We start from the raw sequence: 26,045 nt of genomic DNA, 5'->3' as shown, positions 1-26,045 counted from the left end.
TCCGCGCATGGAGCGCCGAGCATTTGGAAATGATCTGTTTCTTGATTCCCGTATTGGCTGGTTTACTGGTCCGGGTCTTCCGGCAGGGGAGGGGTGGGACTGAGCAGATGTTCCGTCTCCCGGGGAGTGGAGAGCACTTTATAATAAGCCCATACAGCGGCGATCAGAACGCCGCTGATGGAAAAAATCATGGTAAGCCAGCCGGTAAGGGACATAATTATTTTGTGTGCTCCTGCACGAGCCGGGTGACGTCTTCACCGGGCGGTGCAAGTTTTATATCCTGCGGCAGGGGACGGCTTTCAAACAGTTTGAAATCCGTCATCACCGTTTCTCCGCCCGTCTGGAGAAGGACGGAACCGTTCGGCTGGATTTCCGCCATGACGTTGGTGGAGGGGGTGGGGTCGCCCGTAAAGGTAACGCCGGTGCTGGGGAACCATTTGCCGTCCTTGTACGCAAAGCCGGGACCGAAGAACGCGCCGCGCGCTTTCTTGGCGGATTCAAAATTGCGCATGAAATCCTCCACAAACCCTACGGAGTAGGAAAGTTCCTTCTTGGAGGAATGGGTTTTCCACTTGGAAATGAGGTCCCAGGAGTTGGTCTTGTTGTTGAAATAAAAGCCGCTGATTTCCTTGAACGCCCCCATTTTTTTGATGCAGACGAGAAAGCGCATGTTTTCCCCCACTTCCCAGGGATAATCTACAAAGCTCTGGCCGCCCGTCCCCTCGCCGCCGAAGCGTCCGGCCCTGGCGTTTTCTCCCAGCTTCAGCAGCTTGGTGCGTTCTTTTTCCGGGACGCTGTTGGGGTTGTCTCCGTGGGGAACCGGGTCCCAGATGGAAAAAATAATCACTTTCCTGCCGTTGGACTGTTCCTGGAAGCCAATGTAGCCGTCGTCAAAGTTCATGGCGCAGAAATAAGTGCCGGGAACGGAGGTACGGGCCTTCACCTCGTTGTACAGGGCGGCCGCCTGGGCCGGATGGCCGTCCTGCCTGATATGCACGGAGCGGCACTGCCGCTTCGCCAGGACTTCAGGAGACTGGGCGTGGACGAATGATACTGCGGCAAGCAGGGAGGCGCAGACGACGGCTGTTGCGGAAAAAAGACGCATGGGAATGATTGGTGTTGACGGTTTGCTCCGGGCACGTCCGTTCGGGCGCTCCGCGGTGCATGGTTAGTACGGACTAATTACGTTTTCGTTTTATTCAATCTCTCACGTCTTTCCGTTTTTTCAGGGTTTTTCCGGCATGGTGCGCCGTCTGAAGATGGAGAAGACGCGGGTTTTTCCGGCAATGAAAATTTTATGACTGGAAAGCCGTCAAACATTTCATTCGTTTCCGCTCCATTCCTTCCAGCCATTTCAAAAGGTTGCGGCGTTCCCGGCGGAGGAAGAAAGGGAAGGCCGCCCCGCAGGATGCGGAAGCGGCCTTCACAGGATGATGAACGGAAGGAAGTTTTTTTAACGGATCGGGTTGATGAACAGGGGCATCAGGCCGCCGATCACGATGAAGACGGAGAAGGCCGCCAGCATCACGCCGGAGATGACGGGCACCTGCACGGCTTCCATGCCTTCTTCCGGCTTGTCCCAGTACATGGAGCGGATAACCTTGAAGTAATAGTAGAAACCTGCGGCGGCGCAGATGATCATGATGGGCAGCATCCAGTTCAGGTACAGGCCCGTGTTGATGACGTGGACGAAGGAGATCATTTTGGCGAAGAAGCCGGCCGTCAGCGGAACGCCTGCCAGGGAGGCGAACATGATCGTGATGGCGAGGGCCAGGCGGGGATTGGTTTTGCCCAGGCCGCGGAAGGCGGAGATTTCCTCGCTGCCGCGCTGGGTGCGGATCATGGCGAGGGCGAAGAAGGCCCCGAAGGTCATGACCAGATACACCGCCAGGTAGAAGGGCGCGTTGGGCGCCAGCTGCCCCTTCAACGTGCCGATGAAGAGGGGCAGGATGAAGCCGGCCTGCGCGATGGAGGAATACCCCATCAGGCGTTTCAGGTTGGTCTGGGGAATGGCTCCCAGGTTACCCACCAGCAGCGTGGTCGCGGCCATCAGGGCGATGACGAACTGGACGGCGGGAATGCCGGCGAAGGGCGCCAGGATGATGCTCAGCAGGGCGAAGCCCGCCACCTTGGACGCTACGGAGAGGAAGGCCGTCACCGGGGTGGGTGCGCCCTGGTACACGTCCGGAATCCACAGTTGCATGGGAACGGCGCCGATCTTGAAGGCAGTGCCGAGCAGGAGCAGGGCCAGGGCGAAGAACATGCCCGGTGCCGTCTGTCCGGAAAGGGCGGCCATGACGATGGCGTGGTTGTATTCAAAGGTGCCAGTCATGCCGAAGTACCATGCTAGGCCGAAGACGAGGAAGCCCGTGCTGACGGCTCCCAGAATCAGGTACTTGATGCCCGCTTCCGTGGAGCCGAGGTTCCGGCGGAAATAGCCCACCATGATGAAGGAGCTCAGCGTGAGCACTTCCAGGGAAACGAAGAGTTCCACCAGGTTGGCGGCCTTGCACAGGGAGGTGATCCCCACGCAGGCGAGCAGGGGCAGGATATAGAATTCCCCGGTGCCGTCCTGCGTCTTGGAGTCGTTGGAAGACAGGTTGATGACAGCGCGGAAGTCCACGGAAAGAAGCAGGGTTATCGCCGTGGCGACCAGGGCCAGGATGATGTAGGTATTGGCGTAGAGGCTTTCCATGTAGAAGGGAAGCATCGCCAGGGCGCCCGCCGCCCCGATCAGGCCGAAGACGAATTTGGGAGCCTTCTTGAAGAAGGTTTCAGCCAGGAGCAGGATCATCGCCAGGCCGGCTAGGATGAATTCCGGAATGTACGCTTGCATGGGTAAAAGAAGATCAGGTTAAGCTTGGATTGTATTCAGGGGATGATCAGGAGAAGAATTGGAGAACCAGGTCCGGCAGGAAGCCGAAGACGACCAGGGTGATGACCAGGAAGTAATTGGCCGCGCGTTCGGCGGGCAGCAGTTCCGTCGCGTAGGCGGCGGCCTTGGACAGGTCGCCCTGGAAGATGTTGCGGTAGGCCCTCAGCATGTACACGGCGCCGATGACCAGGCCCCACAGGCAGAGGATCGTGGCGAACTGCACGGGGCCGAAGCCGTTCTCGAACCCGGAGAAACCGGAGAAGAAGACCATGAACTCGCCCGGAAAGTTCGCCAGGCCGGGGAGGCCGATGGAGGCCATGCCTGCCAGGCCGAAGACGAAGGCCATGCGCGGCAGCCTGGTTCCCAGGCCGCCCAGGGAATTGATTTCCAGCGTGCCGGTCTGCTTTTCAATCTGGCCGCAGAGCATGAAGAGCAGGGCGATGGAAAGGCCGTGGGCCAGCATCAGCAGGGCCGCTCCTTTCACGGCCCAGGGGTTGGCTTCCGCGGAACCTGATACGATCAGGGCGGCGAAGGCCAGGAAGATGTAGCCCATGTGCATCACGGAGGAGTTGCCCAGCAGCAGGTCCAGCCGCTTCTGGTTCACCGTCACGTAGCCCACCCAGATCACGTTGCACACCAGCAGGACGAGCAGGATATTCGTCCAGGGCAGGAAGCCCGCTTCCATCAGGGGCTGGAACATGAACAGGCCGTACAGGCCGAATTTTTTCAGAACGCCCGCGTGCATCATCGCCACCGGGGCGGGGGCGGAGGCATAGGCGGGTGCCGCCCAGGAATGGAACGGGAACAGGGAGATCAGGGTGCCGAATCCGGCGATCAGCAGGGCGCCGATCAGTTCCGCATTTTCCAGGGGCTGTCCGTTCTGGATGAAGTCCTGGAGGCCGGAGAAGGTGAACCCGGCCTGCGTTCCGATCATCAGCAGGGCCGCGAGCAGCACCATGGAGGCCAGCCCCAGGTACAGGGTGGCGCGCCAGGCGGTGGTGCGCTTGTCCCCCCTGCCGTACAGGCCGATCATCACGAAGGTGGGGATCAGCGCCAGTTCATGGAAGGCGAAGAAGGAAATAATGTTGTTGGACAGGAAAGCGCCGGTGGCGCCCGCGGAGATCAGCAGGGCGGAGTTGTACCAGGAAGCTTCCCCTCCCTTGGGAGGATTGGTGCCCAGAACCGTGGCGAAGGTGACCAGGATGGTCAGCAGCAGCATCACCTTGGCCATGGCGGGGGCCAGGGTCAGTTGAAGATCCAGCCCCTGGAAGCGGGACCAGCAGGAAGCGCAGTCGTCAAAGCTAACCAGGGCCCAGATGCCCAGGGCCAGCGTCAGCGTTGCGCTGAGCAGGGCCGTCGGGCGCGCGGGCGCCTTGCACAGACCGATGAGGGCTGAGGCAATCAGAGGAATGAGAACAAGCCAGATAAGCATGGTGTGTGATTGGTTGGGAGGTTAGCAGGAATAGAAGACGGTGAAGTAAATGACCAGAAGCAGGCCGACTCCGAACAGAACCGTGTAGGCGGCCATGTTGCCGGACTGCAGGCGGCGGAGCAGGGAGCCGACGGCGGCGGTCAGCCGGGCCAGGCCGCCCACGATGAGGCCGGAAATGATGAACTGGTCGATGAAGTCGATGATGGAGGCCAGAATGCCCTGCACGCCTTTAACGAGCACCTTGTCGTAGAACCAGTCGATGTAGAGCCGGTTGGCGAGGGCGCGGGAGACGGCGTTGCCGGAGAGCTTGTCGGAAGCCGGAGAGCCCGCATAAAAGACGGCAGCCAGCAGAATGCCCAGGACGAGGGCGCCCATGGATACGTAGAAGGGCATTTCCATGTGGAAGTCCGCTACTGCAAAACCGTTGAAGGGAACCAGCCTGTCCGCGATGAAGCCGTAGCCGGAGATGACAGCGAGCACGGCCAGGATCAGCAGGGGAATGAGCATGACGCCGCCCACTTCCCGCGCATGTTCCGCGCTGTGGCTGCGTTCCCTGCCGAAGAAGACCACGAAGATGACTCTCATCATGTAGAAGGTGGTCAGCAGGGCCACGCCGCCGCCGATCCAGAAGAACACCGGGTTTTTGTGCAAGGCGGCTTCCAGGATGGCTTCCTTGGAGAAGAAGCCGGACGTGAACGGAATGGCGATCAGGGCCATGGTGCCGATGATGAAGGTCAGGGAGGTCAGCTTCATGCGCTTCATGATGCCGCCCATCTTCCAGATGTCCTGCTCATGGTGGCAGGCGAAGATGATGGCGCCCGCGCCGAGGAAGAGCAGCGCCTTGAACCAGGCGTGGGTGAACAGGTGGAACATGGCCGCTTCCCCGGCCAGCAGGCCCAGGGCCATGACCATGTACCCGAGCTGGGACAGGGTGGAATAGGCCAGCACGCGCTTGATGTCGTTTTGCTGGGTTGCCATGAAGGCGGCGATGATGGCCGTGATAGCGCCGATGATGGCGATCACGTCGCAGGAGAGGGAGGGGAACGCTTCCACGCCGATGGAGAGCTGGACGCGCACCATCATGTACACCCCGGCGGCGACCATTGTGGCGGCATGGATCAGGGCGGAAACGGGGGTGGGGCCTTCCATGGCGTCCGGCAGCCACACGTGCAGCGGGAACTGGGCGGACTTGCCCACCGCGCCGCAGAACAGGCACAGCACCGTGATGTTCAGCAGGGTTTCACTGATGCCGGCGGGCATTTCCATCAGGCTGAAATTGAGCGTATTGGTCAGCGCCCAGAGGGTCAGGATGCCGATCAGGAAGCCGAAGTCCCCCACGCGGTTGCAGATGAAGGCCTTCTTGGCGGCGTCCGCGGCGGCGGACCTGGTGTACCAGTGGCCGATGAGCAGGTAGGAGGAAAGGCCCACCAGCTCCCAGAAGATGAAGGTCATGGCGATGTTGCTGGCCAGGACGATGCCCGTCATGGAGAACATGAACAGACTCAGGCAGGCGAAGTAGCGGGCCTTGGCCTTGTCGTCCGCCATGTATCCGAGGGAGAAGATATGCACCAGCAGGCCGATGCCCGTGACCACCAGCATCATGCGCGTGGAGAGGGGGTCCAGCACAAAGCCGAGGTCAATGGAGAAGACGCTGGAAATGGAAAGCCAGGTGAAGGCATCCGTTCCGGTCTTGTCCAGCAGGGCCAGGGAAAGAACGAAGGTGACCAGGCAGGAGAAGGTGGAGGTGAGGGCCGCCACGTTCGCGCGCTTTGTCAGGAAAAACCAGTTGAAAGCCGCCACGACCAGGGGCAGAAAGAGCAGGAGCCAGGTATATTGGATGTCGATGTCTAACATGTTCGTGTGAGGTTCGGGTTGCTCTTAGTCTTTCAGCGTATGAAGGTCCTGGGTGCTGGCCGTGCGCCGCGCGCGGTACAGGGAAACGATCAGGGCCAGGCCGATGGCCACTTCCGCCGCGGCGATGGTCAGGACGAAGATGGACAGGGACTGGCCGTCATAGTTGGGCAGTCCCATGGAGCCCTGGGCCCGGGAGAAGGCCACCAGGGAAAGGTTGGCCGCGCTGAGCATCATTTCCAGGCACATGAAAATGACGATGATGTCGCGCCGGACGATCACCCCCACCAGGCCGATGGCAAACAGAATGCCGGAGAGGATCAGATAATGCGTAAGAGGTATCATGATGATTGGCTGTGTTGAGATGTTCGTTATTTGCCGGAGGGGCGGCGGCTCAGGACCACGACCCCGATGGAGGCCACCAGCAGGGCCAGCCCTGCGATGACCAGCGTGCGGTTGTACTTGTCAAACAGGGTGCGGCCCAGCAGGGCGGTATCCGGGAATTCCCCGTTGTTGATCTCCGCCCGGATGGTGGTGCCTTCCGGATAAAGATGCGCGGAACATTTGGGGGAAAGCGGAGGAAGGGTGATCCGGGGGGCCTGGATAGATGAACTCAACAATAAACAGTCAATGGAGTTTCCGGAAAAGGCATAGTTCCTTTGCTTCTGTCCGCAGATGGCGATTTTGTCGAGAGGAAGGCCGTTGACGCCGTGCTTGCCGGATGCGGCTGCTCCCGGAGCCTGGGCGGATTCCACGTTTCCTTGTTGCTGGCCGTTGTTGATCAGGCGGTCGATTTCAGCATTTGTAAAAGCGGAAGTCGAGGCGCGCAATCCGCAGGCCACGCCAGCGTTGCATTCCGTAGCTTCGTTAGCCTCGTTTTGTCCGATCTTCAAGTCGTTCCAGGCCTGTTCCGCGCTGGCCATCGGACAGCGGCCGCAATCCTTCGCGCCGGGCAGGGAGTAGATGATGCCGATGAGCTGGCCGAGGAACAGCCCTGCGATGATGACGCCCACGGCGACGGAAACGGGCCGCCGGAAGGGGGAGGTTTCCAGCTTTACGTTCAGCAGCATGATGATGAACGCGAAGAGAACCATGATAGCCCCGGCGTACACGAGGATTTGCAGAATGCCCAGGAAGTGGGCGCCCAGACCGATCATGACGGCGGCCGTCGCCCCGAAGGAGAGGGCCATCATCATGGCGGAGGAAACGGGGTTGCGCATGAAGACGACCATTAGGGACAGGATCACGGCCAGGGCCCCGAAGACGTAGAAGAGTATGTCACTGGCAAAAATGTTCATAACGTGCAGAATGTGGAGTGAAGAGTTCGGGGTGTGTTATTTGTATTGGTTCCACTTGTTGACCAGCCCCTTGCGGGTGCCGCCCAGTTCGTAAAGCCTGGCCTTGTTGTGGATGGACTGCGTCCGGTCCGTAGGGGTGAGCAGGTAGTCCTGGCTCATGAAGATGGCTTGTTCCGGGCAGGCTTCCTCGCACATGCCGCAGTAGATGCAGCGGAGCATGTCGATCTCGAATTCCTTGGGGGCTTTTTCCACCTTGTCCCAGTCGCCTTCCTTGACGGCGCCGGGCGTGATGGTGATGGCGCGGGCGGGGCAGATGAATTCGCAGAGCTGGCAGGAGACGCAGCGTTCGCGTCCGTCCTCGCCCTTCACCAGCACGGGATAGCCGCGGTAATAGGGAGGCAGGTGCTTGTCCCAGCGGAATTCCGGGTACTGCATGGTGACGCCGATTCCGGAGCCGGCCAGTTCCTTTTTGTTGCGGGACTTGCCCGCCAGAGCCAGGGCCAGGTGCTTGATGGTGATCCACAGACCGCCCAGGATGGATTGCAAGTAGAACCGCTCTCCGAGGGAAATCTTCGGGCGCTTGATCGTTTTGAAGGCCATAATATTTGTGTATCGGGATAAAGGGTTGGTTTACTTGACGAAGTACAGGATGGCGGCCGTGATGAAGATGTTGATGACGGCCAGTTCAAAGAAGACCATCCAGCCGAGCTTCATCACCTGGTCATAGCGGAAGCGGGGCAGCGTCCAGCGCACCCAGACGAAGAAGAAGGCGAAGAAGAGGAGCTTGAGCACGTAGGCAATCAGCTGGCAGAGCACCGCCACCCAGTTGGCGACGTGTTCGTTCAGCCAGCCGTCCAGGCCGAAGCCGATGGACCAGCCGCCCAGGAAGAGCGTGATGACCAGGGAGGAGCCCACCACCATGGCGGCGTATTCGCCCATGAAGAACTGCGCGAACTTCATGGAAGAGTATTCCGTGTGATAGCCGCCCACGAGGTCCGTCTCGCATTCGGACATGTCGAAGGGGGTGCGGTTGGCTTCCGCGAAGATGGAAGTCAGGAAGATGAGGAAGCTGATGGCCACGGGCACCAGCAGAATCCAGCGTTGCCAGCTCAGGCCCTCTCCCCACACGGGAAGCAGCAGCCAGCCGTTGGCCGCCTGGTATTCCACGATGTTGGACAGGTCCAGCGTGCTGTAAATCATCAGAACGGGGATGATGGACAGTCCCATGCTGATTTCATAGGAGATCATCTGCGCGGAGGAGCGCACGCCGCCCAGGAACGGGAACTTGGAGTTGGAGGACCAGCCCGCCAGCACCAGGCCGTACACGGAAAGGGAGGAGATGGCGAACACCCACAGCGGCCCCACGCTCAGGTTGGCCACGGCCATGTTCACATTGCCGTAGGAGGTGTGCAGGTCTCCGGCAAAGGGGATGACGGCGGCCGTCATCAGCGGCGGGGCAAGCACCAGCATCGGGGCGATCCAGAAATAGACGCGGCGCACGAAGGGCGGCGTGAAGTCCTGCTTCAGGAACAGCTTGCCGCCGTCCACCATGGGCTGGACGAGGCCGAAGATGGGAATGTCCCGGTCCAGGCGGAAGAAGCGGCACAGGTTGGCGATCTTGCCGTCGTGGGGCAGGCCGAAGTAGTCCAGCGTCTTCTTGAACGGCAGGTCGGACTTCATGCCGAAGCGGCGGAAGATGCTCAGCGGGATGCCGGCGCGGTTGGGGCCCACGCGGTCCTGGATCCAGGCGGCCACCCGGCGTTCGATGTACACGCAGATCGGAATGAACAGGATGGTGATGGCAAAGCAGATGACGATCTTGATCAGCAGGGTGATGACGTAGAACCAGATGGGGTTGCTGAGCACCTCGTCGCAGAAGGTTAGAATCGAATCAATCATGGCGGATTAACGGGTTGTATGCGTGTGAAGTGTTGTTAGCGGGGCTGGTTCCTTTCGCGTTCCACCATGGGAATGGTGACGCCCGTTTCCAGAATGGGCAGGCCGCCGTCTCCGATGGAACCCCAGGTAAGGCCGTTCAGCGCCTTGTATTCGGTGCTCATGACCGTCAGGATATCCAGGGCTGAGGAGAAGTCCTTCAGGGCGGGATTGCCGCCCAGGGCCACAGTGATGTCCCTCAGGATCTGCCAGTCGTCGCGGGAATAGCCCACGGGCCGGATGGCGCGGTTAAGGCGCTGGATGCGGCCCGCCACGTTGATCATGGTTCCGAATTTTTCGGCATAGGTGACGCCGGGGAGCACCAGGTCCGCATGGCGGCCCGTTTCATTGGCGCTGTGGGCGATCATGAAGAGGTAGTCCAGCTTCTTGAGGTCTTCCGGCGTGAATCCGGCTTCCGGAGCGGTGAGGTCTTCCCCCAGGGCGAGGACGGCCTTGACGGAGCCGTTGCGCACTCCTTCCCGGATGGCGTCCAGTCTGGAACCGGGGTCGATGCCCAGCACCAGCTTCGCGCCGTTCGTGTTTGGGTTGCGGTCTGCGGAAATCAGCATTCCGTCGCTTTCCCCCGTGCGGAGTACGATGTCCACCTTGTCCGTGCCGATCTGGGCGGCCAGGTGGCGCACCATGTAAAGTTCTTCATTGGTCATCCGTCCGGAGGCGATGATCGCGATTTTGTCCGGGGAAATGCGCTTGAAGGCTTCCGCGGCGGAAGCCAGGGCCGGTTCCCAGGTGGCCGGGCGGTGGGGAGCTCCGGCGTCCGTGCGGATCACGGGCTGCGGGATGCGCTGGGGAGAATTGATGTATTTGTAATTCAGGCGGTGGGAGTCCGGCATCCAGCAGGAGTTCACGGCGTCGTTCGGGCGCGGGGTGATGCGGTACACCCGGTCTTCCCTGGTCCACAGGGTGATGTTGGTGCCGGTGCCGCAGTCCACGTCAATGGTCTTGGTCTCCTTCAGGAACCACACGCGCATCTTGAAGCGGAAGTCCTTGGAGGTCAGGGCGCCCACCGGGCAAAGGTCTACGGTGTTCAGGGAATAGTTGCTGTCCAGTTCCCGGCCGGGATAGACCGTGATGGCGTTGTACGTGCCGCGCTGGGACATCGTGAGCACTTCGTCGTGCATGATGTCGCGCATGAAGCGCACGCAGCGGCCGCAGAGCACGCAGCGTTCCTGGTCCAGATTGACGCGCGGGCCGATGCTGAGGTTCTTGCCCTTCTTGGTTTTCTTTTCCTCGTAGCGGCCTTCAATCTGGCCGTAGTCGTTGGAGTATTCCTGAAGCTTGCATTCCCCGGCCTGGTCGCAGATGGGGCAGTCCAGCGGGTGGCTGGTGAGCAGGAATTCCAGCACGCCGCGGCGCGCCTCGGCCGCCAGCGGGCTGTCCGTGCGTACGCCCATGTTTTCCGCTACCGTGTTCGCGCAGGAGATGATGGGGCGGGGCATCCACTGGATGGGCTGGAAACCCTGTTCGTCGTAGGAGGGAGTCTGCCCCGGAGCCAGCCTGGGAGGCATGCCCTGTTCCACCAGGCACATGCGGCAGGAGCCGACGACGGCCAGCTTGGGATGGTAGCAGAAGCAGGGAATCGGTACGCCCACGGAGCGGCAGGCGTCTGCAATCCTGGTGCCGCGCGGGAAACGGTACCACGTGCCGTTGATCTGGACGTTCACCTTGCCTTCCGCGGCAGCGGCGTCTTTGGGGAGTTTGTAAGCTTCTTCGCTCATGATGACGTGATGGGAGGGAATGGAATTGAAACTGGGGACGTGGTGCGGTTACCGGATGAAATAGCGGCGCTGCTCCCTGCCTTCCGCAGAATGGGGCAGGCAGGCGTTGAAGGGATCCGTCAGGGCCACGAATTCCTCCTTGAACTTGGAGACCATGGCCTGGGTGGGCCAGGAGGCGGCTTCCCCAAAGGCGCAGACCGTCTTGCCTTCAATCTGGTTGGCTACCTGGATGAGGAGGTCCACGTCCGAGGGGGCGCCCTTGCCTTCCAGAATGCGCGTGCTGAGCTTCATCATCCACGGGCATCCTTCGCGGCACGGGGTGCACTGGCCGCAGGATTCGTGGGCGTAAAAGCGGTTGATGTTGTTCAGCGCCCAGGGCATGGAGCGGGAGTCGTCCATGACGATGACCGCGCCGGAACCGGACATGGAGCCGTACTGGGCGATGCTGTCCAGGTCCAGCGGGATGTCGAAGAAGGAGATTTTGCCCGTGGTGCCGTCCGGATTCCGGGTCTTGTACTCCACGTCCGTGCGCATGACCTTGGAGGAGGAGCCGCCGGGAATGACCGCCTTGAATTCGCGGCCTTCACGGGGACCGCCGCAGACGTCGTACAGCAGTTCGCCGAAGGTCATGGAACCGGAAACGATTTCATAATAGCCGGGGCGCTGCACGTCGCCGGAGACACCGATGATGCGCGTGCCGGGGGAGCGTTTGGCGCCTTCCTGTCCGTAGGCTTCGCCGCCCATGGCGATGACGTGCTTCACCTGGCACAGGGATTCCACGTTGTTCACGATGGTGGGGCAGCCGTACAGGCCGATGGCGGCCGGGAAATAGGGGGGCTTGATGCGGGGATAGGGGCGCACGCCTTCCAGGGAATTGAGCAGGGCCGTTTCCTCACCGCAGATGTAGGCGCCCGCGCCGCGGTGCAGGTGGATTTCCAGATCGTAGCCGGACCCCAGGATGTTCTTGCCCAGAAAGCCGCGTTCGCGCGCCTCCTGCAGGGCCTTGAGCATGGTTTCCGCGGCGATGGGGAATTCCTCGCGCATGTAGATGTACGCCAGGTGGGCGCCCACCGCGTAGCTGGAAATAACCATCCCCTCAATGAGCTGGTGGGGGTCCTGGTGGACGATGTAGCGGTCCTTGAAGGTGCCGGGTTCGGATTCGTCGCAGTTGCAGACCAGATAGACGGGCTTCGTGTTGTTCGGAGGAATGAAGGTCCACTTCACGCCGGTGGGGAAGCCCGCGCCGCCGCGGCCGCGCAGGCCGGATTTCTTCACCTCGTCAATGACGGCCTTCGGCTCCATGCCGAGCGCCTTTTTCAACTCTTCATAGCCGCTGTCGGCCAGGTAGCAGTCAATGGACGTGTTCCACCCTTCGCGGTTGATGTTTTTAAGGATGCGGCGCGTTTCCCTGGGATGGGGCTCTTTACCGGGAAGATAGGTAATGCTCATGGCGGGTGATCTGGTGCGTGGTGGGGAAAATTAGGCGTTCTGGTATTTGAGGATCACTTCCTCCAGCAGTTCCGGCGTGACTTTTTCATACAGGATGTCGTTGACCATCATGTTGGGGCCGAATCCGCAGTTGGCGAGGCATTCCACGCCTTCCACACTCCACAGGCCCGAGGGGCTGACGCCGATGGGGTGGTGGTGGTCGATGCTGCTCTTGTCGATTCCCAGGCGCGTGCAGATGGTGTTGAAGAGGCTGTCCGCCCCCGCCATGGCACAGGAAAGCGTGCGGCAGACGCGGATGTGGTTCTTGCCGGGGCAGGTCTGGCGCAGGCCGGGATAGAAAGTGACCACGCCCAGCACGTGGGCAGGGGTGAGTCCCAGTTTTTCCGCCGTCCAGGTGATGGCGTCCGCGCTGATGTAGCCGAATTTCTTTTGAATCTCATGCAGAATGGGGAGAACGGCGGATTGCTGTTTGCCCTCCGGATAATGCGTGATGTATTCGCTTGCGGCGGCATCAAGTTCCGGCGTGGCTTCAAAGGCCGGGTAGAATTGTTCGCCGGGGCTGGGATGATGGGCGATGAGCGCGTCAATGGCGTTTTCAGCGTAATCGGACATGGGAATGGAAATATGTGTTAAGGTTGGCGGAAAAGGTGCGGGTTCGTGTTAGCGGTCGCATTCGCCCATCACGAAGTCAAAGGAGCCGAGAATGGCCGGAACGTCGGAAACCAGGTGCCCCGGCAGAAGCTCCGGCAGGATGGAAAGGTTGCAGAAGGAGGGGGAGCGCATGCGCAGGCGGTTGGGAAGACCACCGCCCTTGGAATCCAGGAAGAAGCCCAGCTCTCCCTTCGGGTTTTCCGCGGCAAAGTAAACCTGGCCCGCGGGGGCGTTCACGCCCATGGTGGTGGTCATGAACTGGCGGATCAGGGATTCCATGTCCGTCAGCGCTTTTTCCTTGGGCGGAAGCGTGCCTTTCTTGTCCACCACGTTGATGGGTCCCTCCGGCATGGTGGCGACCACCTGGCGGATGATGCGCAGGGACTGGCGCATTTCCTCAATGCGGATGGTGAAACGGTCGTAGCAGTCTCCGTGTTCGCCGATCGGGATATCGAATTCGTACTGTTCGTAGCCCAGGTAGGGATTGGTCTTGCGCAGGTCGCGCTTGACGCCGCTGGCGCGCAGGTTGGCTCCGGTAAGGCCCCAGGAAAGGGCCTTTTCACGGGGAATGATGCCCACGCCCTGGAGGCGGTCGATGAAAATTTTGTTCTTGAGCAGCAGGGCTTCCGTTTCGTCAACGGTCTTTTCCGCCTGGTCGCAGAAGGCGAGCACTTCCTTCAGCATTTCCTGCGGTACGTCGCGCGTCTGACCGCCGATGCGGGTGTAGGAGGACGTGAAGCGCGCGCCCGTAAGCTGTTCGTAAAAGTTGTGGATTTTTTCACGTTCCTCATAGCAGTACAGGAACACGGTCATGGCGCCTACGTCCATGGCGTACACGCCCACTCCCAGAATGTGGGAGGAAAAACGGGAAAGCTCCAGGGCGAGCACGCGCAGGGCCTGGCCGCGGGGCGGAAGTTCCCAGCCCATCAGCTTTTCCACGGCGCAGGCGTAGGCGATGTTGTTGGACAGCGGGGCCAGGTAGTCAAAACGGTCGGTGTAGGGGACGAACTGGTTGTACTGGATCGTCTCCCCGATCTTCTCCATGCCGCGGTGCAGGTGGCCCACTACGGGATCGCAGCTGATGATTTCTTCGCCGTCAAGTTCCAGAACCAGGCGGAGCACGCCGTGGGTGGCGGGGTGGGAGGGGCCCACGTTCAGGGTCATCGTTTCTCCGAGCGGTTCGGATGTATTGGTGAGATAATCGGCGTTGGCGGCTGTATCTGCAACGGTGAAGGTTTTGGTGCTCGTGTTCATGGAATGTCCTGCCTGGCTGAACCTGATAATGGTGCCGGATGATTATGCCACTTCGCACCCTTCGGGCAAGCCAAATGTAAGATTTCTTGGTCTTTTCGTCATGTCTTTTTACCTAATATAGAATTAGTTTAAACTAACATGAGAGGGAAGCAACGGAATGCGCCGGGGAGCGAAAGAGTAATGGCGCGACAGGGAGGGGGGATTGGAAATCCGGAATGTCCTTGCGGCATGGAGCGGTTCCTTTCCGGCGGGAAAGGGAGCAAGCATTCGATGAATCGGCAAAGCCATCCCGTTTTTTACAAGAGTTTTTTACAAGACCGTTGCGAGGTCGCCGTTTTCCGGAAGGGAAGGGGTATTTCTTCCTTTGCAAGAGTTTGAGCGGCAAAGGGAGAAAGGTGAATTTGCTCTTTGCCTGTCCTTGCCAGTTTTGGGACCGGAAAAAGAGATGTCTTCCGTTTCCGGAAAGCCGGGATTTTTCCGGCAGGGCAGACCAAAAGCCGTGCGGGGGGGAGGCCTTGCCGGCGGTCGGGAACGGCTTTTCTTTTCCAGACTCTATCCGTTGGCGTAAATCCGGAACGTTAATCGGCAAAGGAGGCGGCCTTCAACCTTTTCTCCGGCGGGGTTGCGTTGCCTTTCCGGCGGACACGCCGTGCGCGGAGTCTGTCATTTGACGAGGTTTCCGGGAATGAAGTGCATTTCCTGCTCCGCAATCCCGAATTGCCAGGTGGCCGTCTGCCAGATGTTGCCGCCGGGAACCTTCCACCGTACCTGGACGGTGACCGGGCTGACGCGCAGGGGACGGGAGGGTGTCCATTTCAGGACTTTTTCCCTGGCGTCATATTTGGCATTTACCAAGCCGAAGCCGGAGACGCGCATCTCCATGTCCTTGGGATTGAGCTGCGGTTCCCGTGCAAGGGAAATGGAAATGTCCGGATTCTGGCTGCGGACCACGGTGTTGGCCGCCGGGAAGACGGGCTGGGAGGGCGCCGGATAGGACCCCAGCCCCTGTTCATGGCCTGCGGGGGCGGGGGAGGGCGTCTCCGGCGCGCTGGGAGTATTGAAATTCACGGCTCTGGTGAACGTCTTGGGATCCTTGCCGAACACCATGTAACGGTGAATTCTCCAGCGGTCCGTGTCCTTGGTCACTTTTCTGGGAATGACGGTAAACGCCGCCCGGAAGCCGGCTTCCTCCGCCTTGGTGATCATCTCCGGCAGAACGAAACCGCCCGGGTAGCAATAGGCTTCCACGTCGGAACCGGGGAATCTCTCCTGGAGAATTTTCCTGGATTCCCCTATTTCCCTGGCGGCCAGGTCCAAGACGGCCTGCGTGCCCTTTCTCTGGGCTGCGCGCCAGGACCTGGGGTACAGGTGGCTGACGGAATGGCTGCCCAGAGTGGCTCCGTTGTTCAGCATTTCCTGAATCTGTTCCCGGCTCATGGCGGACCCGCGGCCTGTGATGAACTTGGTGTAGGGGAAAACGGTGAAGGGGATTTTCATTTCCCGGAGAATCGGGTAGGCGTCCGTGTAAACGCTCTTCCATCCATCGTCAATGGTGATCAGGACGCACTTGGCGGGCAGTTGCTTGTCGCCCAGTTTCCAGTCCAGGAAATCCTTCATGGTAATGATGGGCACGCCTGCGGTTTTCAGCGCCTGCATCTGGGCTCGGAACGTGTCCGTATTCATGCGCATCTCCGTGGCGGGCAGCGTGCGGCTGAAATCATGGTAGCCCAGGATGGCCACCCGTGTTTCATGCTGAGGGACGGGAACGGGAGAAAAGGCGGAGGGCGGAATGGAAGGGGAGCCCTGGGGCGGGAGCTGGAGGTGCGTCTCCCCGGGAATGGGTTCCGCATTCGGGATGGATTCGTCCGGCGCGGACGGAGTCGCCGTTTCTCCGGGGATGGGCTCGGCCATGGGAATATCTTCATCCCTGCGGTTGGCTTCGATCAGTTCCCGGACGGGCACGATGCCTGCTGCGGGGTCCCCCTTGATGGTGCCGCCCGTCACTGGTCCGGGTGCGAGCGGCAGGGGTGTCATGGGAGGCAGTTCGGGCGGAAGCTCCGCACAGGCGACACCGGCTGAGATCATGAGAACGGAAAGAAAACCAAGGGCGGAGCGCATATCTGCAACTACTATTTTTGAGAGTCCTGTTCAATCTTAAACTCCGGCAGGCATGACAGCCGTTCCTTTTCGTTTCACTGCCCGTTCTCTCTCTGCGGATTTTTCCGTTTTCCGGGCATGCTCTCCTTAAAAAGCGTGCAGACTCATTTTCCGCTCGCTCAAAAAAGTGGACATGTTTAGTCTGTGCGCAGACATGAGCAGCATTTGTCATTTTACCAAAGCTCTGACACTCCGTTTTGGTCGGCTTGCCGCAGTGGCGGCAGCCGTCTTTTTCATGGCCGCCGGAGCGGGAGAGGCTGCCGTGCGTGCGGCGGAGCCCGCCTATCCCGCCACGGAAATTGGAGGAGAATCCCAATACAGCCATTTCCCGATTCCGCTCAGCCAGTACAAGCAGATGCCCCCGGACGCCAGCCTGTCCCAGGTATTGAGCGAACGCAACGAACAGTCCGGCGGCTTCAACCTGGCCGTGACGCTGGTATTCCTGGGCGCCATCATACATACGTTCCTGGCGGGGCGCTTTGAACGCTACTCCCACAAGCTGGCCCTGCGCTACAAGGAAAAGCTGAAGGAATCCAACTTCCGCGTGATGCATCCGGAAGAACGGCTGCCGGTCTCCTTTGCCTCCGCCATCTTTCATTTCCTGGGGGAAGTGGAAGCCGTGTTCGGCATCTGGATTATCCCCTTCATGTTCGTGTGCTGGAAATACTATTCCTTTGAAGACTTTTCAGCTTATCTGAATTACGACTGTTCGTTCACGGAGCCCATGTTCGTGATGATCATCATGATCATCGCTTCCTCCCGCCCCATCTTCAAGCTGGCGGAATCCGTAGTCAACTGTGGCGCCAGACTGGGGAAGGCCACTCCCGGGGCCTGGTGGATTTCCGTCATGTGCCTGGCCCCCCTGCTGGGTTCCCTGATCACGGAGCCGGCCGCCATGACGATCGGCGCGCTGATCCTGAGCAAAAAATTCTATGACCTCAAGCCGAAGCGCTCCCTGATGTATGCCACGCTGGGCCTGCTGTTCGTGAACATCTCCATCGGCGGAACCCTGACTCACTTTGCCGCCCCTCCCGTCGTGATGGTTGCGGAAAAATGGGACTGGGGCCTGGCGCACATGATCCAGCATTTCGGCTGGAAAGCCGTGTGTGCCATCATCATATCCAACCTGATCTATTTCCTGATGTTCCGCAAGGAATTCGCCCGTCTGGCCACCCAGCAGCGCGAATTCAGTGAGTTTGACGACGCCATCCCCCAGTCTTGGGAAGACCGCAATGACCGGATTCCCGTGTGGGTGACGCTGGCGCATGTCTGCTTCCTGACCTGGACGGTGCTCTTCTCCCATGAACCGGTGATGTTCATCGGCAGTTTCCTTTTCTTCATCGGCTTTACGGTTGCCACGCCGCAGTACCAGAACCAGATGTCCCTGCGCGTTCCGATGATGGTGGGCTTCTTCCTGGCCGGCCTGGTGATCCTGGGCGGGGTGCAGGCCTGGTGGCTGGAACCGGTGCTGACGCGCCTGGGGGACTACGCCATGATCGGCGCCACCCTGCTGACGGCGTTCAACGACAATGCCGCCGTCACCTTCCTGGCTTCCACCGTTCCCAACCTGCCGGAGGCCGTCAAATATTCCGTGGTGGCCGGCGCCGTGACGGGCGGCGGCCTGACGGTGATTGCCAACGCCCCCAATCCGGCGGGGCAGGCCATTCTGGGCAAATACTTCAAGGGAATCAATCCCCTGTGGCTGTTCACGTGGGCGGCCCTTCCCACGGCGATCGTGTTCATCTTCTTCACCTGTTTCGGCCATTGAACGCCGAATCCTGATTGACTCTTATGTTTACCGGACTTGTTGAAACAACTGGAACCGTGGTGGGGTTCACCCCCATTGACGGCGGAGCCAGGCTGACGCTGGACATCCCTTTCGGCAGTGAACTCTCCCTGGGGGATTCCGTGGCCGTGAACGGGTGCTGCCTGACAGTGGATGCCCTGGATGGGAACCGCGTCTCCTTCGACCTGCTTTCCCAGACCATCCGGGTGACCAGCTTAGGGAATCTGAAACCCGGCAGCCTGGTAAATCTGGAACGCGCCATGTCCGCCATGGACCGTTTCGGCGGCCACTTTGTGATGGGGCACGTGGACAACACCGGAACGATCACGGCGCTGGAACCCGTGGGGCAGGATCACAGGCTGGAAGTGCGCATCCCCGATGAACTGGCCCGCTACTGCATTGACAAGGGCTCCATCACCATTGACGGCATTTCCCTGACCATTGCCAATCTCAACGGAACCTTGCTGGAATTCTGGATTACCCCTCATACCTTCGGCCGCACCAACCTTCAGGACGCCGTGATCGGACAGCCCGTAAACCTGGAAGTGGACATGCTGGCCAAATACGTGGAAAAGCTGTTCACGGCCCGTGAAAGCGCAGGCATTTGATGTCCCGAAATGATGAACTGTTCCCTGTTTATACAAGCCAGCAGGTGATCATGGACAGAATAATACTGGCGGCGATCAGCATATTGACGATGAGCAGCAGCAGGTAAAAGACGCCTATGGTCTTATTCATCTTCCCGTTCCAGTAACTCCGGAAATGGTACAGGGCATGGAAATACAGCAGGAAATTGATGGCCATGTAGGAATATTCCGCGATTAGGCTCATGAAGCCGGCCAGATACAGTCCTATGATCAGGCCCGCCAGCGGATAGCTCAAAAGGCTTAATACCCACGCTCCCGTGAGCAGGTTTTTCCAGTCGCCGCTGTTTTTTCTCCCGTCGTTTTCTTTTATGGCCGTGTCCGCGGGATTATACGCGGGCCGTTGATGCACTCAGCCCTCCTTTGGCCGTCACCCATTTCCCCCGTTTGATTACTTTGTCAAACGTGAGTCCGCGGCGTTCCGCGGCCGCCTTCGTTTCCTCCCACTGGGAGGCCAGAATACCGGAAATGACCAGCACGGCATTTTGCTTCATGGCCGTGATGATGCGCGGAAAAGCCTTCTGCAGAATGGTGGAAAACAGGTTGGCGACAACCAGGTCACCCTTCTGCCCAGCCGTGGGAGTCCATTCAAACACGTCCCCCACAAACAAATCCAGCCGGGCATCGGTAATGCCGTTGCGTTCCATGTTGTGCCGGGCCACTTCAATGGCCATCGGGTCGAAGTCAAAGGCGGCGGCGCGGGCCGCCCCCAGTTCCAGCGCGGCCATGGCCAGTACGGCGGTACCGCAGCCGATGTCCGTCATGCTCCAGTCCGCCCCCTTGCGGGACTTGGCAAAGTCGCAGATGAAGCGCAGGCAGGCGGATGTGGTGGCATGGTCTCCGGTGCCGAAGGCCATTTCCGCCGGGACGCTCAGGATGCGGCGTTTGGGAAACTGCTGTTGCAGGGCTTTCAGCTTTTCGGCATCCGTTTGTTCCGTGATGAGCAGGGAATCCCTGATTTTCAGGGGAGGGCGCGGCTCCCTGTTTTGCGCTGCTACCCAGTCCTGTGTCTTGACTTCCCGGACGGACCCTCCGAAATGTTCTTTCAATATAAGGGCATCTTGTTCCGTATCGCAGTAAACGACAATTCTGATGGTTTTGCCCCCCTTGATTTGCGTAATGACGGCATTCGGATTTCTGGCAATGCGTTCGCTCCAGGCGTCTTCCCATTTGGCGGCGGACAATTTGTTCCAGCTCCAGCTCATGGTGTGAGTATGAAGACTTTTTTCTTTGGAGGCAAGAATGGATGCGGAAAGGGAAGCTGCTTGGAATTATTTTGATGAAGGCTTTCCGCATTCGGACAGGAAAGTATGATGAAGAGTCCGGTATTTTTCCTGGATTTCCTACAGAAGAAACTGCAGTTCAAAACATGATTTCTATTATGGAGCTTCATTGGCGGATTTGGAATCCGGAGTCAAGCTACGATTCTGAAGAAAAATCATTTGGACAAATTCCTCCTTGTTTTCCTCCATGCCGAATGCCCGGAAATGGCGGCATTCCGGCTTTGGCAGTGGAAACATTTCGAAGCACAGGGAAGGGAAAATGCTCCTTCGTTTTTTGCTGTCCGGGACTTTGCAAGGAGCTGATTTATTTGGTCTCATGAATTTATGGCGCTTCTGCAGGGACGGGAAGTGTATGCCGGGTCATGGAAGCCTGAAACTCTGATTCACCGGTACACGTACCTGTTTCTCCCCTTGAGAAATGCATTTCGGATTCCAAATCCGTTAAAGATCGCCCGTACGGTATTGATGTACTTTTGTTTATTCTAACGAGATCCAAAATAATGATAAAAATATTATTGATAGGCGCCCGCAGATGGATGTTCGGTTCCGCGTCCTTAGCCTCTCTTGCCTGGAATGGCGGGAAATCCGGTGTTTGGGTGCGCCGGAAACCTGATTAATACAGGGACGGGCGACGTCCTGCCTTCCTGCTTTCCGGAATCTGGCACAGCCTCTCCTAGCCTGCCGGGGCAGGCTTTCCTGGCGTTCCGGCTCAGAAGAGGACGAGCCCGCATCCTTTTTGCGTGCCGGGCGGAGCATATTTTCCGGGGTTTTTCCCGGCGTCCCGTTAAAGCGATTTGCCGTTGGGCCACATCAGCATCCGTTTCAGGAAGCGTTCGTTGTTCACGGTCACCTTCGGGAAAATGCGCTTGCTGGATGCCTTGAGTGCGTTGATGGCGTCTTCCCCCTGGAGCGGCGTGCGGTCGGAGTCGTCAATGATGGAGCGCAGCCATGCGGTCTGCGGCATGGAACAGGCTTCCACGGCCTTGAAGGGCATGCGCTCCCTCCAGTTGGTGCCTCCGGTGGTGCCGGGAATATTCAGTCGCTTGTTGATATCGAACAGGGCGGGCCAGAGAATGGCGGAATAACGGGATTTGGAGCGGAACAGGGCGCGGTACATGGCCGTCTTGATCTCCAGATTCCAGTAGGACATCCAGGTTTCCGGCTGCATTCCGCAGTAGTCGGCAAACCATTTCAGCAGGCGTGCGCCGTCTTCCGCTTCCTTGATGATGTGTTCCTGTTCCGGATTGGAAGGAGTTTTGGGAACGCCCCCCATCCACAGATTCAGCTTGCGGGCGCGTTCGATCTTGGCATAGCTGTCGTTCCACGTCTGCATGAGCGTTTCAAAATCATGCGTGCCGAATGCTGCGAAAGAGCATTCGTGATATTCCTTGCCCAGGATGATGGAGCCGTCCGGCTTGATCTCCCAGTGGGGAATCTTGAAGCCGGGAATATCGAGCTGGCGCATGTTCGGGCGCACGTAATCCGGCACGCAGCCCAGGTCTTCCCCCACCACGCTGACGCCGGGGGCGGCGGACAGCACAAGGCGCAGGTACAAGTCCCCGTCCGCCAGATTCATGTTGCGTTCCCACACCTGGTCGTCGCCGCGCGGCTTGAAGGCGGGCAGGCGGCCTCCGGTTCTTTCGGCGGCCTGCTCCCGTGTCAGGGGCAGGAAAACGTCGTTCTCCGTGGGTTTCCACGGGAAGGCGTAAATGCGGTAAAAGCCCAGGATGTGGTCGATCCTGTACATGCTGAAAATTTTGGTGCAGTACTTTACCCTGCGGCGCCACCAGGCGAAGTTGTCCTGGGCCATCACATCCCATTTGTACAGGGGAATGCCCCAGTTCTGGCCCCATTTGGCCGTGAACGGGTCCGCGGCATAATTGCCTTCCGCCGGAGCGCCGCCGCACCAGTCCGTATTGAACAGGTGGCGTTCAAAAAAGACATCGGAACTGGACAGGGAAACGCCGATGGGAATATCCCCCATCAGCTTCACGTTGCGTTCATCCGCATAAATCCGGATGAATTCCCACTGCTTCTCGCAGAGCCATTGAAGCCAGCGGGAGAAATCCTTCTCTTCCTCGTAGTCGGCGGCAATGGCCTTGGCGCGCGCCGGGTCCTGTTCCGGCCAGTGCCACCAGATCGCCGTGCCGAACAGGTCGCAGAGCACCTGGAAGCACACGAAGTCTTCCAGCCAGCTTCCCTGTTCCTTCACCCATTCCCGGAACTTGGGCATGATGCCCGCATATTCCGGCTTGGTCCGGAAATTGTGCCATGCGCCGCGCAGAATCCACATCTTCCAGGAGCGGACCTTGGGGTAGTCCACCAGGTCCGGGCCGGAAGGCTGTTCCCAGGGCGGCGTGTCTCCCGTCTCGTTAAAGACGCGTTCTTCCAGGCCGGGTACGGTCCAGGGTTCCAGGGAAAGGTACAGGGGTTCCAGCGCAATGGAACTGATGGCGGAATAGGGGGAGGGGCATTCGTCCCGTCCCAAGGCATTGACGGGCAGCAACTGAAGAAATCCCACATGAGCGTCCGCCGCCCAGTCTATCCACTGGCGCAGGGCCGTCAGATCCCCGATGCCGTGGTCATTATTGCGGCGCAGGGAAAACAAAGGCAGAACGACGCCGGCTAGTCTCTTTTCATCCATAGCAGATTTTCTGGTGCGAGCCCTCATCCGCCGTGGAACATGGTTCGGAGACAGGCTGGAAAAGAAAGTAGCATTCCAAAGGGGAAAGCGGCAAGTCTAATGCGCATGCATACGCCCTGATGTGTGGCAGTGCCATGAGCGGCTTATGAAGGAGAACTCTGCATGAAATTCTGCTTTCCTAGGCCGGGACCTGTGATTATGATGCGGAACAATGAAACTTGCATTGCTTTCTTCCGCCCTGTTGCTGGTGCTGGCATCCTGCAGTACGAACAAGCACGTGAATCCATGGGAACGCCAGAGTTCCGCCCTTGACCCGGTAGGCATCACATCCAAGAAAATGGCGGCGAAGGCCAATGCGGAACAGGCCGTTTACAAGCCGGGGGATTCCATCACCTTCAAGAAAGAAAAGCTGGTGGTTTTTGAACAGAATCCTGAAAGCAGTTTCTCCACCAGTGGAAAGGTCATGAACGGGGCGGCTTCCGCGAAAGTTCTTGTTTGCGGTGAACTGTTCGCCAAGGTGGAATTTGAGGACGGGCGGCAGGGCTATGTAAGTCTTTCGGAAATCGTCAATCCGCAGGAAGTCGTGGGATTCTTCTCCGTTTCCGGTACCGATATGTTCGGCCAGGACGGCGGACTGCTGCCGCTGCCTGCCAATACGGGCGCCGTTAGTCCGGAAGCCGCGGCCGCTTCCCGGGAACTGGATTTGAATACTTCCCTTGTCCCCGTCCAGCCGGGAGCTCCCGGTTCCCTGGCACCCGCCGTCATTCCCCAGCCGTCGCCTGCTCCTGTGGAAAACGTGCCGCTGCCCGAATCCAGTGTGAAGCAGTGACGCTTCTTTGGGCAGAGATGGAACATTCAGAGACTGACTGCTGAAGATTGCGGGAAGCCGCAGTATTTGGAAAAAGCGGCTTTCAGCCTTTAGTATTTAATCTTCAATATTTGAATCCAGCCGCCTTGTACGGTTATTCCGCCGTCAGCTCATAGGCCACGGCGTCCGTCACCGTGACCGTTGCAAATTCGCCCACGGGCAGTGTGGGGGGGACGGAAACGGTTCCGTCAATGTCCGGGGCGTCCCACTCTGTTCTGGCCGTGCCGGGAGCATCTACCAAAACCCTGATTTGCCGGCCGATCTGCTTTTGCCCGATCTCCGAGGCAATGCGCGTGAGAAGCATGGTTGCCTCATTGTAGCGGCGCGCTTTCGTGCGGTGATGGACTTGGTCGGGCATGTTGTAGGCCCTGGTTCCCTCTTCCCTTGAAAAGGTGAAAATGCCGGCGCGTTCAAAGCGGAATTCCTCGATGAACTCCATCAGTTCCTGATGGTCGTCTTCCGTCTCTCCAGGGAAGCCGGTGATGAAAGTGGTGCGGATGGCGATGCCCGGCACGGCCTTCCGGATGTCCCTGAGAAGGTTGCGGATGTAGTCCCCGTCCGTCACGCGCTGCATGGCGCTGAGCATGTTGTCGGAAATATGCTGGAGGGGAATGTCCACGTACCGGGCCACCTTCGGGCTTTCCGCGATAGCGGCTGTCAGCTCGTCGCTCCAGTGGGCGGGGTGGGTGTAAAGCAGGCGGATCCAGAATTCCCCTTCAATCGCATTCAGGGCGCGGATCAGGGAGGCCAGGGATTCCCCGCGGGAGGAATCCACCGCGCTGCGGCGGTTCGGGCGCGCGTCCGTCCACTTGTCCATGCCGTAGTACGTGATATCCTGGGCAATAAGGTTGATTTCCTTCACGCCGGCCCTGACCAGGGCTTCCGCCTCACGCACCACATCCTCCTGGGAACGGCTGCGGTGGCGTCCGCGGATCATCGGAATAATGCAGTAGGCGCATCCGTGGTTGCAGCCTTCCGCTATCTTGATATAGGCGCTGTGCGGAGGCGTCAGGCGGTAGCGCGGCGTTTCCCAGTCCGGAACGTACTTGCATTTGCCTTCCACGAAATTCTTGTTCCGCACGGTCCGGTTCATCACTTCCGTGATAATCTCCGGCAGGCGGGTGATCTGGTCCGGGCCGATGAACGCGTCCACCTCCGGCAGCAGGGCGGGAAGTTCCTTGTGGAAACGCTGGGACAGGCATCCCGCCACAATCAGCTTCTGGTTTTCCGGATAGGTTCCGCTTTCCCTGGCGCGCACCACGTCCAGAATGGCGTCTATGGCTTCCTGCTTGGCCTGGTCGATGAACGCGCAGGTATTGACCACCATCACGTCCGCCAGTTCCGCGTCCGGCGTCATCGTCATGCCCGCCTTCTGCAGGTGGCCGATCATGATTTCGGAATCGATCAAATTCTTGGGACAACCCAGGGAAATGAGTCCAACGGTGAGAGACATGGCAGTAGTGGAAAAGAGTGATGCGGATTATTCCCCGGCGGGGGATTCGTCCCTGACGACGACGAGGTCGAACGGACGTATGTCCACGACGCGCACAGGGGTACCCTTAATCAGTATGCCTTGTCGAGAGAAAACCTCGCATATTTCGCCATTGATCATGGCCTTGCCGTTGGGCTTCAGTTCCGTGACGGCGTTCCCCCGGTCTCCGACCTGGACGCGCGTAATGCTCACGGCCTCCCCGGCGGGGCCGCCGCTTACGGTGGCGTTGGTCACGCGGCGCATCAGCACGGAATCAGGCAGGTACTTCATCAAGATGGTGATGACAATGGCGCCGCCCGTCAAGCCCAGCACCAGCTTCAGCAGGGGAACGCCCAGGACCAGGGCGACGGTGTTGAAGTCTTCCCACTGGCCTCCGCGGATGACGTTGTCCCATTCCCAGGAACTGATCATGCCGCCGAACAGCGCCAGGAAGATGCAGATGCCGCCCGCAATGGCGGCAATGAACGTGCCGGGAATGACGAAAAATTCCACGCACAGCAGAATGACCCCCAGCACGAGCAGGGCGGCCGTTTCGTATCCGGCCAGGTTTCCGGCGATGTTGTTGCCGAAAAAGAACAGGGCGAACGCGGCAATGGCCACGATGCCCCCGATGCCGAATCCCGGCGTCTTGAACTCCATGTAAATGCCGCCGATGCCCAGCAGAATCAGGAGGGGGGGAGGCCCACGCAA

At 59.4% G+C, this 26,045-nt stretch carries 23 protein-coding genes; 4 read left to right on the top strand and 19 right to left on the bottom strand.

Going from position 1 to position 26,045, the window contains the following annotated elements; all coding sequences use genetic code 11:
* Nucleotides 1–62: 62 nt before the first annotated feature.
* The 14 genes from V3C20_RS00700 to V3C20_RS00635 form a co-directional block, all read right to left on the bottom strand.
* Nucleotides 63–215: a hypothetical protein gene (locus tag V3C20_RS00700; RefSeq protein ID WP_153812542.1), complete on the bottom strand. Its 153-nt coding sequence runs from the start codon at nt 213–215 to the stop codon at nt 63–65.
* A 2-nt stretch (nt 216–217) separates the two neighbouring features.
* Nucleotides 218–1,105: a DUF3472 domain-containing protein gene (locus V3C20_RS00695; RefSeq protein WP_130083402.1), complete on the bottom strand. Its 888-nt coding sequence runs from the start codon at nt 1,103–1,105 to the stop codon at nt 218–220.
* 348 nt (nt 1,106–1,453) lie between these two features.
* On the bottom strand, nt 1,454–2,836 hold the full coding sequence (locus V3C20_RS00690; RefSeq protein WP_130083403.1) for an NADH-quinone oxidoreductase subunit N: 1,383 nt from the start codon (nt 2,834–2,836) through the stop codon (nt 1,454–1,456).
* 46 nt (nt 2,837–2,882) lie between these two features.
* Nucleotides 2,883–4,307 carry an NADH-quinone oxidoreductase subunit M gene (locus V3C20_RS00685; RefSeq protein ID WP_130083404.1) on the bottom strand — a complete coding sequence of 475 codons (1,425 nt, stop codon included), beginning with the start codon at nt 4,305–4,307 and terminating at the stop codon, nt 2,883–2,885.
* 21 nt (nt 4,308–4,328) lie between these two features.
* Complete coding sequence (gene nuoL, locus V3C20_RS00680) at nt 4,329–6,161, bottom strand: NADH-quinone oxidoreductase subunit L (protein ID WP_130083405.1); 1,833 nt, start codon at nt 6,159–6,161, stop codon at nt 4,329–4,331.
* Nucleotides 6,162–6,185: 24 nt separating this feature from the next.
* Entirely contained in the window at nt 6,186–6,503 is a 318-nt protein-coding gene (gene nuoK, locus V3C20_RS00675) for an NADH-quinone oxidoreductase subunit NuoK (protein ID WP_067571636.1), read from the bottom strand.
* 26 nt (nt 6,504–6,529) lie between these two features.
* Complete coding sequence (locus V3C20_RS00670; RefSeq protein WP_130083406.1) at nt 6,530–7,456, bottom strand: NADH-quinone oxidoreductase subunit J; 927 nt, start codon at nt 7,454–7,456, stop codon at nt 6,530–6,532.
* A 36-nt stretch (nt 7,457–7,492) separates the two neighbouring features.
* On the bottom strand, nt 7,493–8,056 hold the full coding sequence (locus tag V3C20_RS00665; protein WP_130083407.1) for an NADH-quinone oxidoreductase subunit I: 564 nt from the start codon (nt 8,054–8,056) through the stop codon (nt 7,493–7,495).
* 30 nt (nt 8,057–8,086) lie between these two features.
* Nucleotides 8,087–9,355: a complex I subunit 1 family protein gene (locus V3C20_RS00660; RefSeq protein ID WP_130083408.1), complete on the bottom strand. Its 1,269-nt coding sequence runs from the start codon at nt 9,353–9,355 to the stop codon at nt 8,087–8,089.
* A gap of 35 nt (nt 9,356–9,390) precedes the next feature.
* A complete protein-coding gene (locus V3C20_RS00655; RefSeq protein ID WP_238623792.1) occupies nt 9,391–11,127 on the bottom strand; it encodes a molybdopterin-dependent oxidoreductase in 1,737 nt (578 codons plus the stop codon).
* A gap of 48 nt (nt 11,128–11,175) precedes the next feature.
* Nucleotides 11,176–12,576: an NADH-quinone oxidoreductase subunit NuoF gene (gene nuoF / locus V3C20_RS00650; RefSeq protein ID WP_130083409.1), complete on the bottom strand. Its 1,401-nt coding sequence runs from the start codon at nt 12,574–12,576 to the stop codon at nt 11,176–11,178.
* A 30-nt stretch (nt 12,577–12,606) separates the two neighbouring features.
* Nucleotides 12,607–13,188, bottom strand: a complete 582-nt coding sequence (locus V3C20_RS00645) for an NAD(P)H-dependent oxidoreductase subunit E (protein WP_130083410.1) — start codon at nt 13,186–13,188, stop codon at nt 12,607–12,609.
* Between the two features lie 48 nt (nt 13,189–13,236).
* A complete protein-coding gene (gene nuoD / locus V3C20_RS00640) occupies nt 13,237–14,481 on the bottom strand; it encodes an NADH dehydrogenase (quinone) subunit D (RefSeq protein WP_130083411.1) in 1,245 nt (414 codons plus the stop codon).
* Nucleotides 14,482–15,144: 663 nt separating this feature from the next.
* Nucleotides 15,145–16,566, bottom strand: coding sequence for a polysaccharide deacetylase family protein (locus V3C20_RS00635; RefSeq protein WP_161981341.1), 1,422 nt, complete (start codon nt 16,564–16,566; stop codon nt 15,145–15,147).
* A gap of 226 nt (nt 16,567–16,792) precedes the next feature.
* On the opposite strand from V3C20_RS00635, the gene V3C20_RS00630 reads away from it, so the two are divergent.
* Together V3C20_RS00630 and V3C20_RS00625 are read left to right on the top strand one after the other, a co-directional pair.
* Entirely contained in the window at nt 16,793–18,406 is a 1,614-nt protein-coding gene (locus tag V3C20_RS00630; protein WP_161981659.1) for a putative Na+/H+ antiporter, read from the top strand.
* A gap of 23 nt (nt 18,407–18,429) precedes the next feature.
* A complete protein-coding gene (locus tag V3C20_RS00625; RefSeq protein ID WP_130083414.1) occupies nt 18,430–19,032 on the top strand; it encodes a riboflavin synthase in 603 nt (200 codons plus the stop codon).
* A 28-nt stretch (nt 19,033–19,060) separates the two neighbouring features.
* Here the strand turns inward: V3C20_RS00625 and V3C20_RS00620 are convergent, their stop codons facing one another.
* Both V3C20_RS00620 and V3C20_RS00615 read right to left on the bottom strand, forming a co-directional pair.
* The gene (locus V3C20_RS00620; RefSeq protein ID WP_130083415.1) at nt 19,061–19,420 is read right to left on the bottom strand and encodes a hypothetical protein; all 360 of its coding nucleotides are present in this window, start codon (nt 19,418–19,420) and stop codon (nt 19,061–19,063) included.
* A complete protein-coding gene (locus tag V3C20_RS00615) occupies nt 19,398–20,273 on the bottom strand; it encodes a 50S ribosomal protein L11 methyltransferase (protein WP_130083416.1) in 876 nt (291 codons plus the stop codon). Before V3C20_RS00615 ends, V3C20_RS00620 begins: the two co-directional genes overlap by 23 nt.
* A 74-nt stretch (nt 20,274–20,347) precedes the next feature.
* Here V3C20_RS00615 and V3C20_RS00610 point away from each other — a divergent pair, with 74 nt between their 5' ends.
* Nucleotides 20,348–20,671, top strand: coding sequence for a hypothetical protein (locus tag V3C20_RS00610; protein WP_130083417.1), 324 nt, complete (start codon nt 20,348–20,350; stop codon nt 20,669–20,671).
* Between the two features lie 464 nt (nt 20,672–21,135).
* Here V3C20_RS00610 and V3C20_RS00605 read toward each other — a convergent pair whose 3' ends face one another.
* Nucleotides 21,136–22,995 (bottom strand): 4-alpha-glucanotransferase, encoded by a 1,860-nt coding sequence (locus V3C20_RS00605; protein WP_161981340.1) that lies wholly within the window; start codon nt 22,993–22,995, stop codon nt 21,136–21,138.
* Between the two features lie 211 nt (nt 22,996–23,206).
* Here V3C20_RS00605 and V3C20_RS00600 point away from each other — a divergent pair, with 211 nt between their 5' ends.
* Entirely contained in the window at nt 23,207–23,824 is a 618-nt protein-coding gene (locus V3C20_RS00600; protein WP_130083419.1) for a hypothetical protein, read from the top strand.
* Nucleotides 23,825–23,957: 133 nt separating this feature from the next.
* On the opposite strand, the gene rimO is transcribed toward V3C20_RS00600, so the two are convergent.
* Together rimO and V3C20_RS00590 are read right to left on the bottom strand one after the other, a co-directional pair.
* Nucleotides 23,958–25,316: a 30S ribosomal protein S12 methylthiotransferase RimO gene (rimO, locus tag V3C20_RS00595; protein WP_130083420.1), complete on the bottom strand. Its 1,359-nt coding sequence runs from the start codon at nt 25,314–25,316 to the stop codon at nt 23,958–23,960.
* Between the two features lie 27 nt (nt 25,317–25,343).
* Nucleotides 25,344–26,045: an NfeD family protein gene (locus V3C20_RS00590; protein ID WP_330935404.1), complete on the bottom strand. Its 702-nt coding sequence runs from the start codon at nt 26,043–26,045 to the stop codon at nt 25,344–25,346.

It is taken from the genome of Akkermansia sp. RCC_12PD, from assembly GCF_036417355.1.
GTDB lineage: Bacteria > Verrucomicrobiota > Verrucomicrobiia > Verrucomicrobiales > Akkermansiaceae > Akkermansia.
Note: the sequence above shows the minus strand (reverse complement) of the source record. Positions and strands in the feature narration are given on the sequence as shown.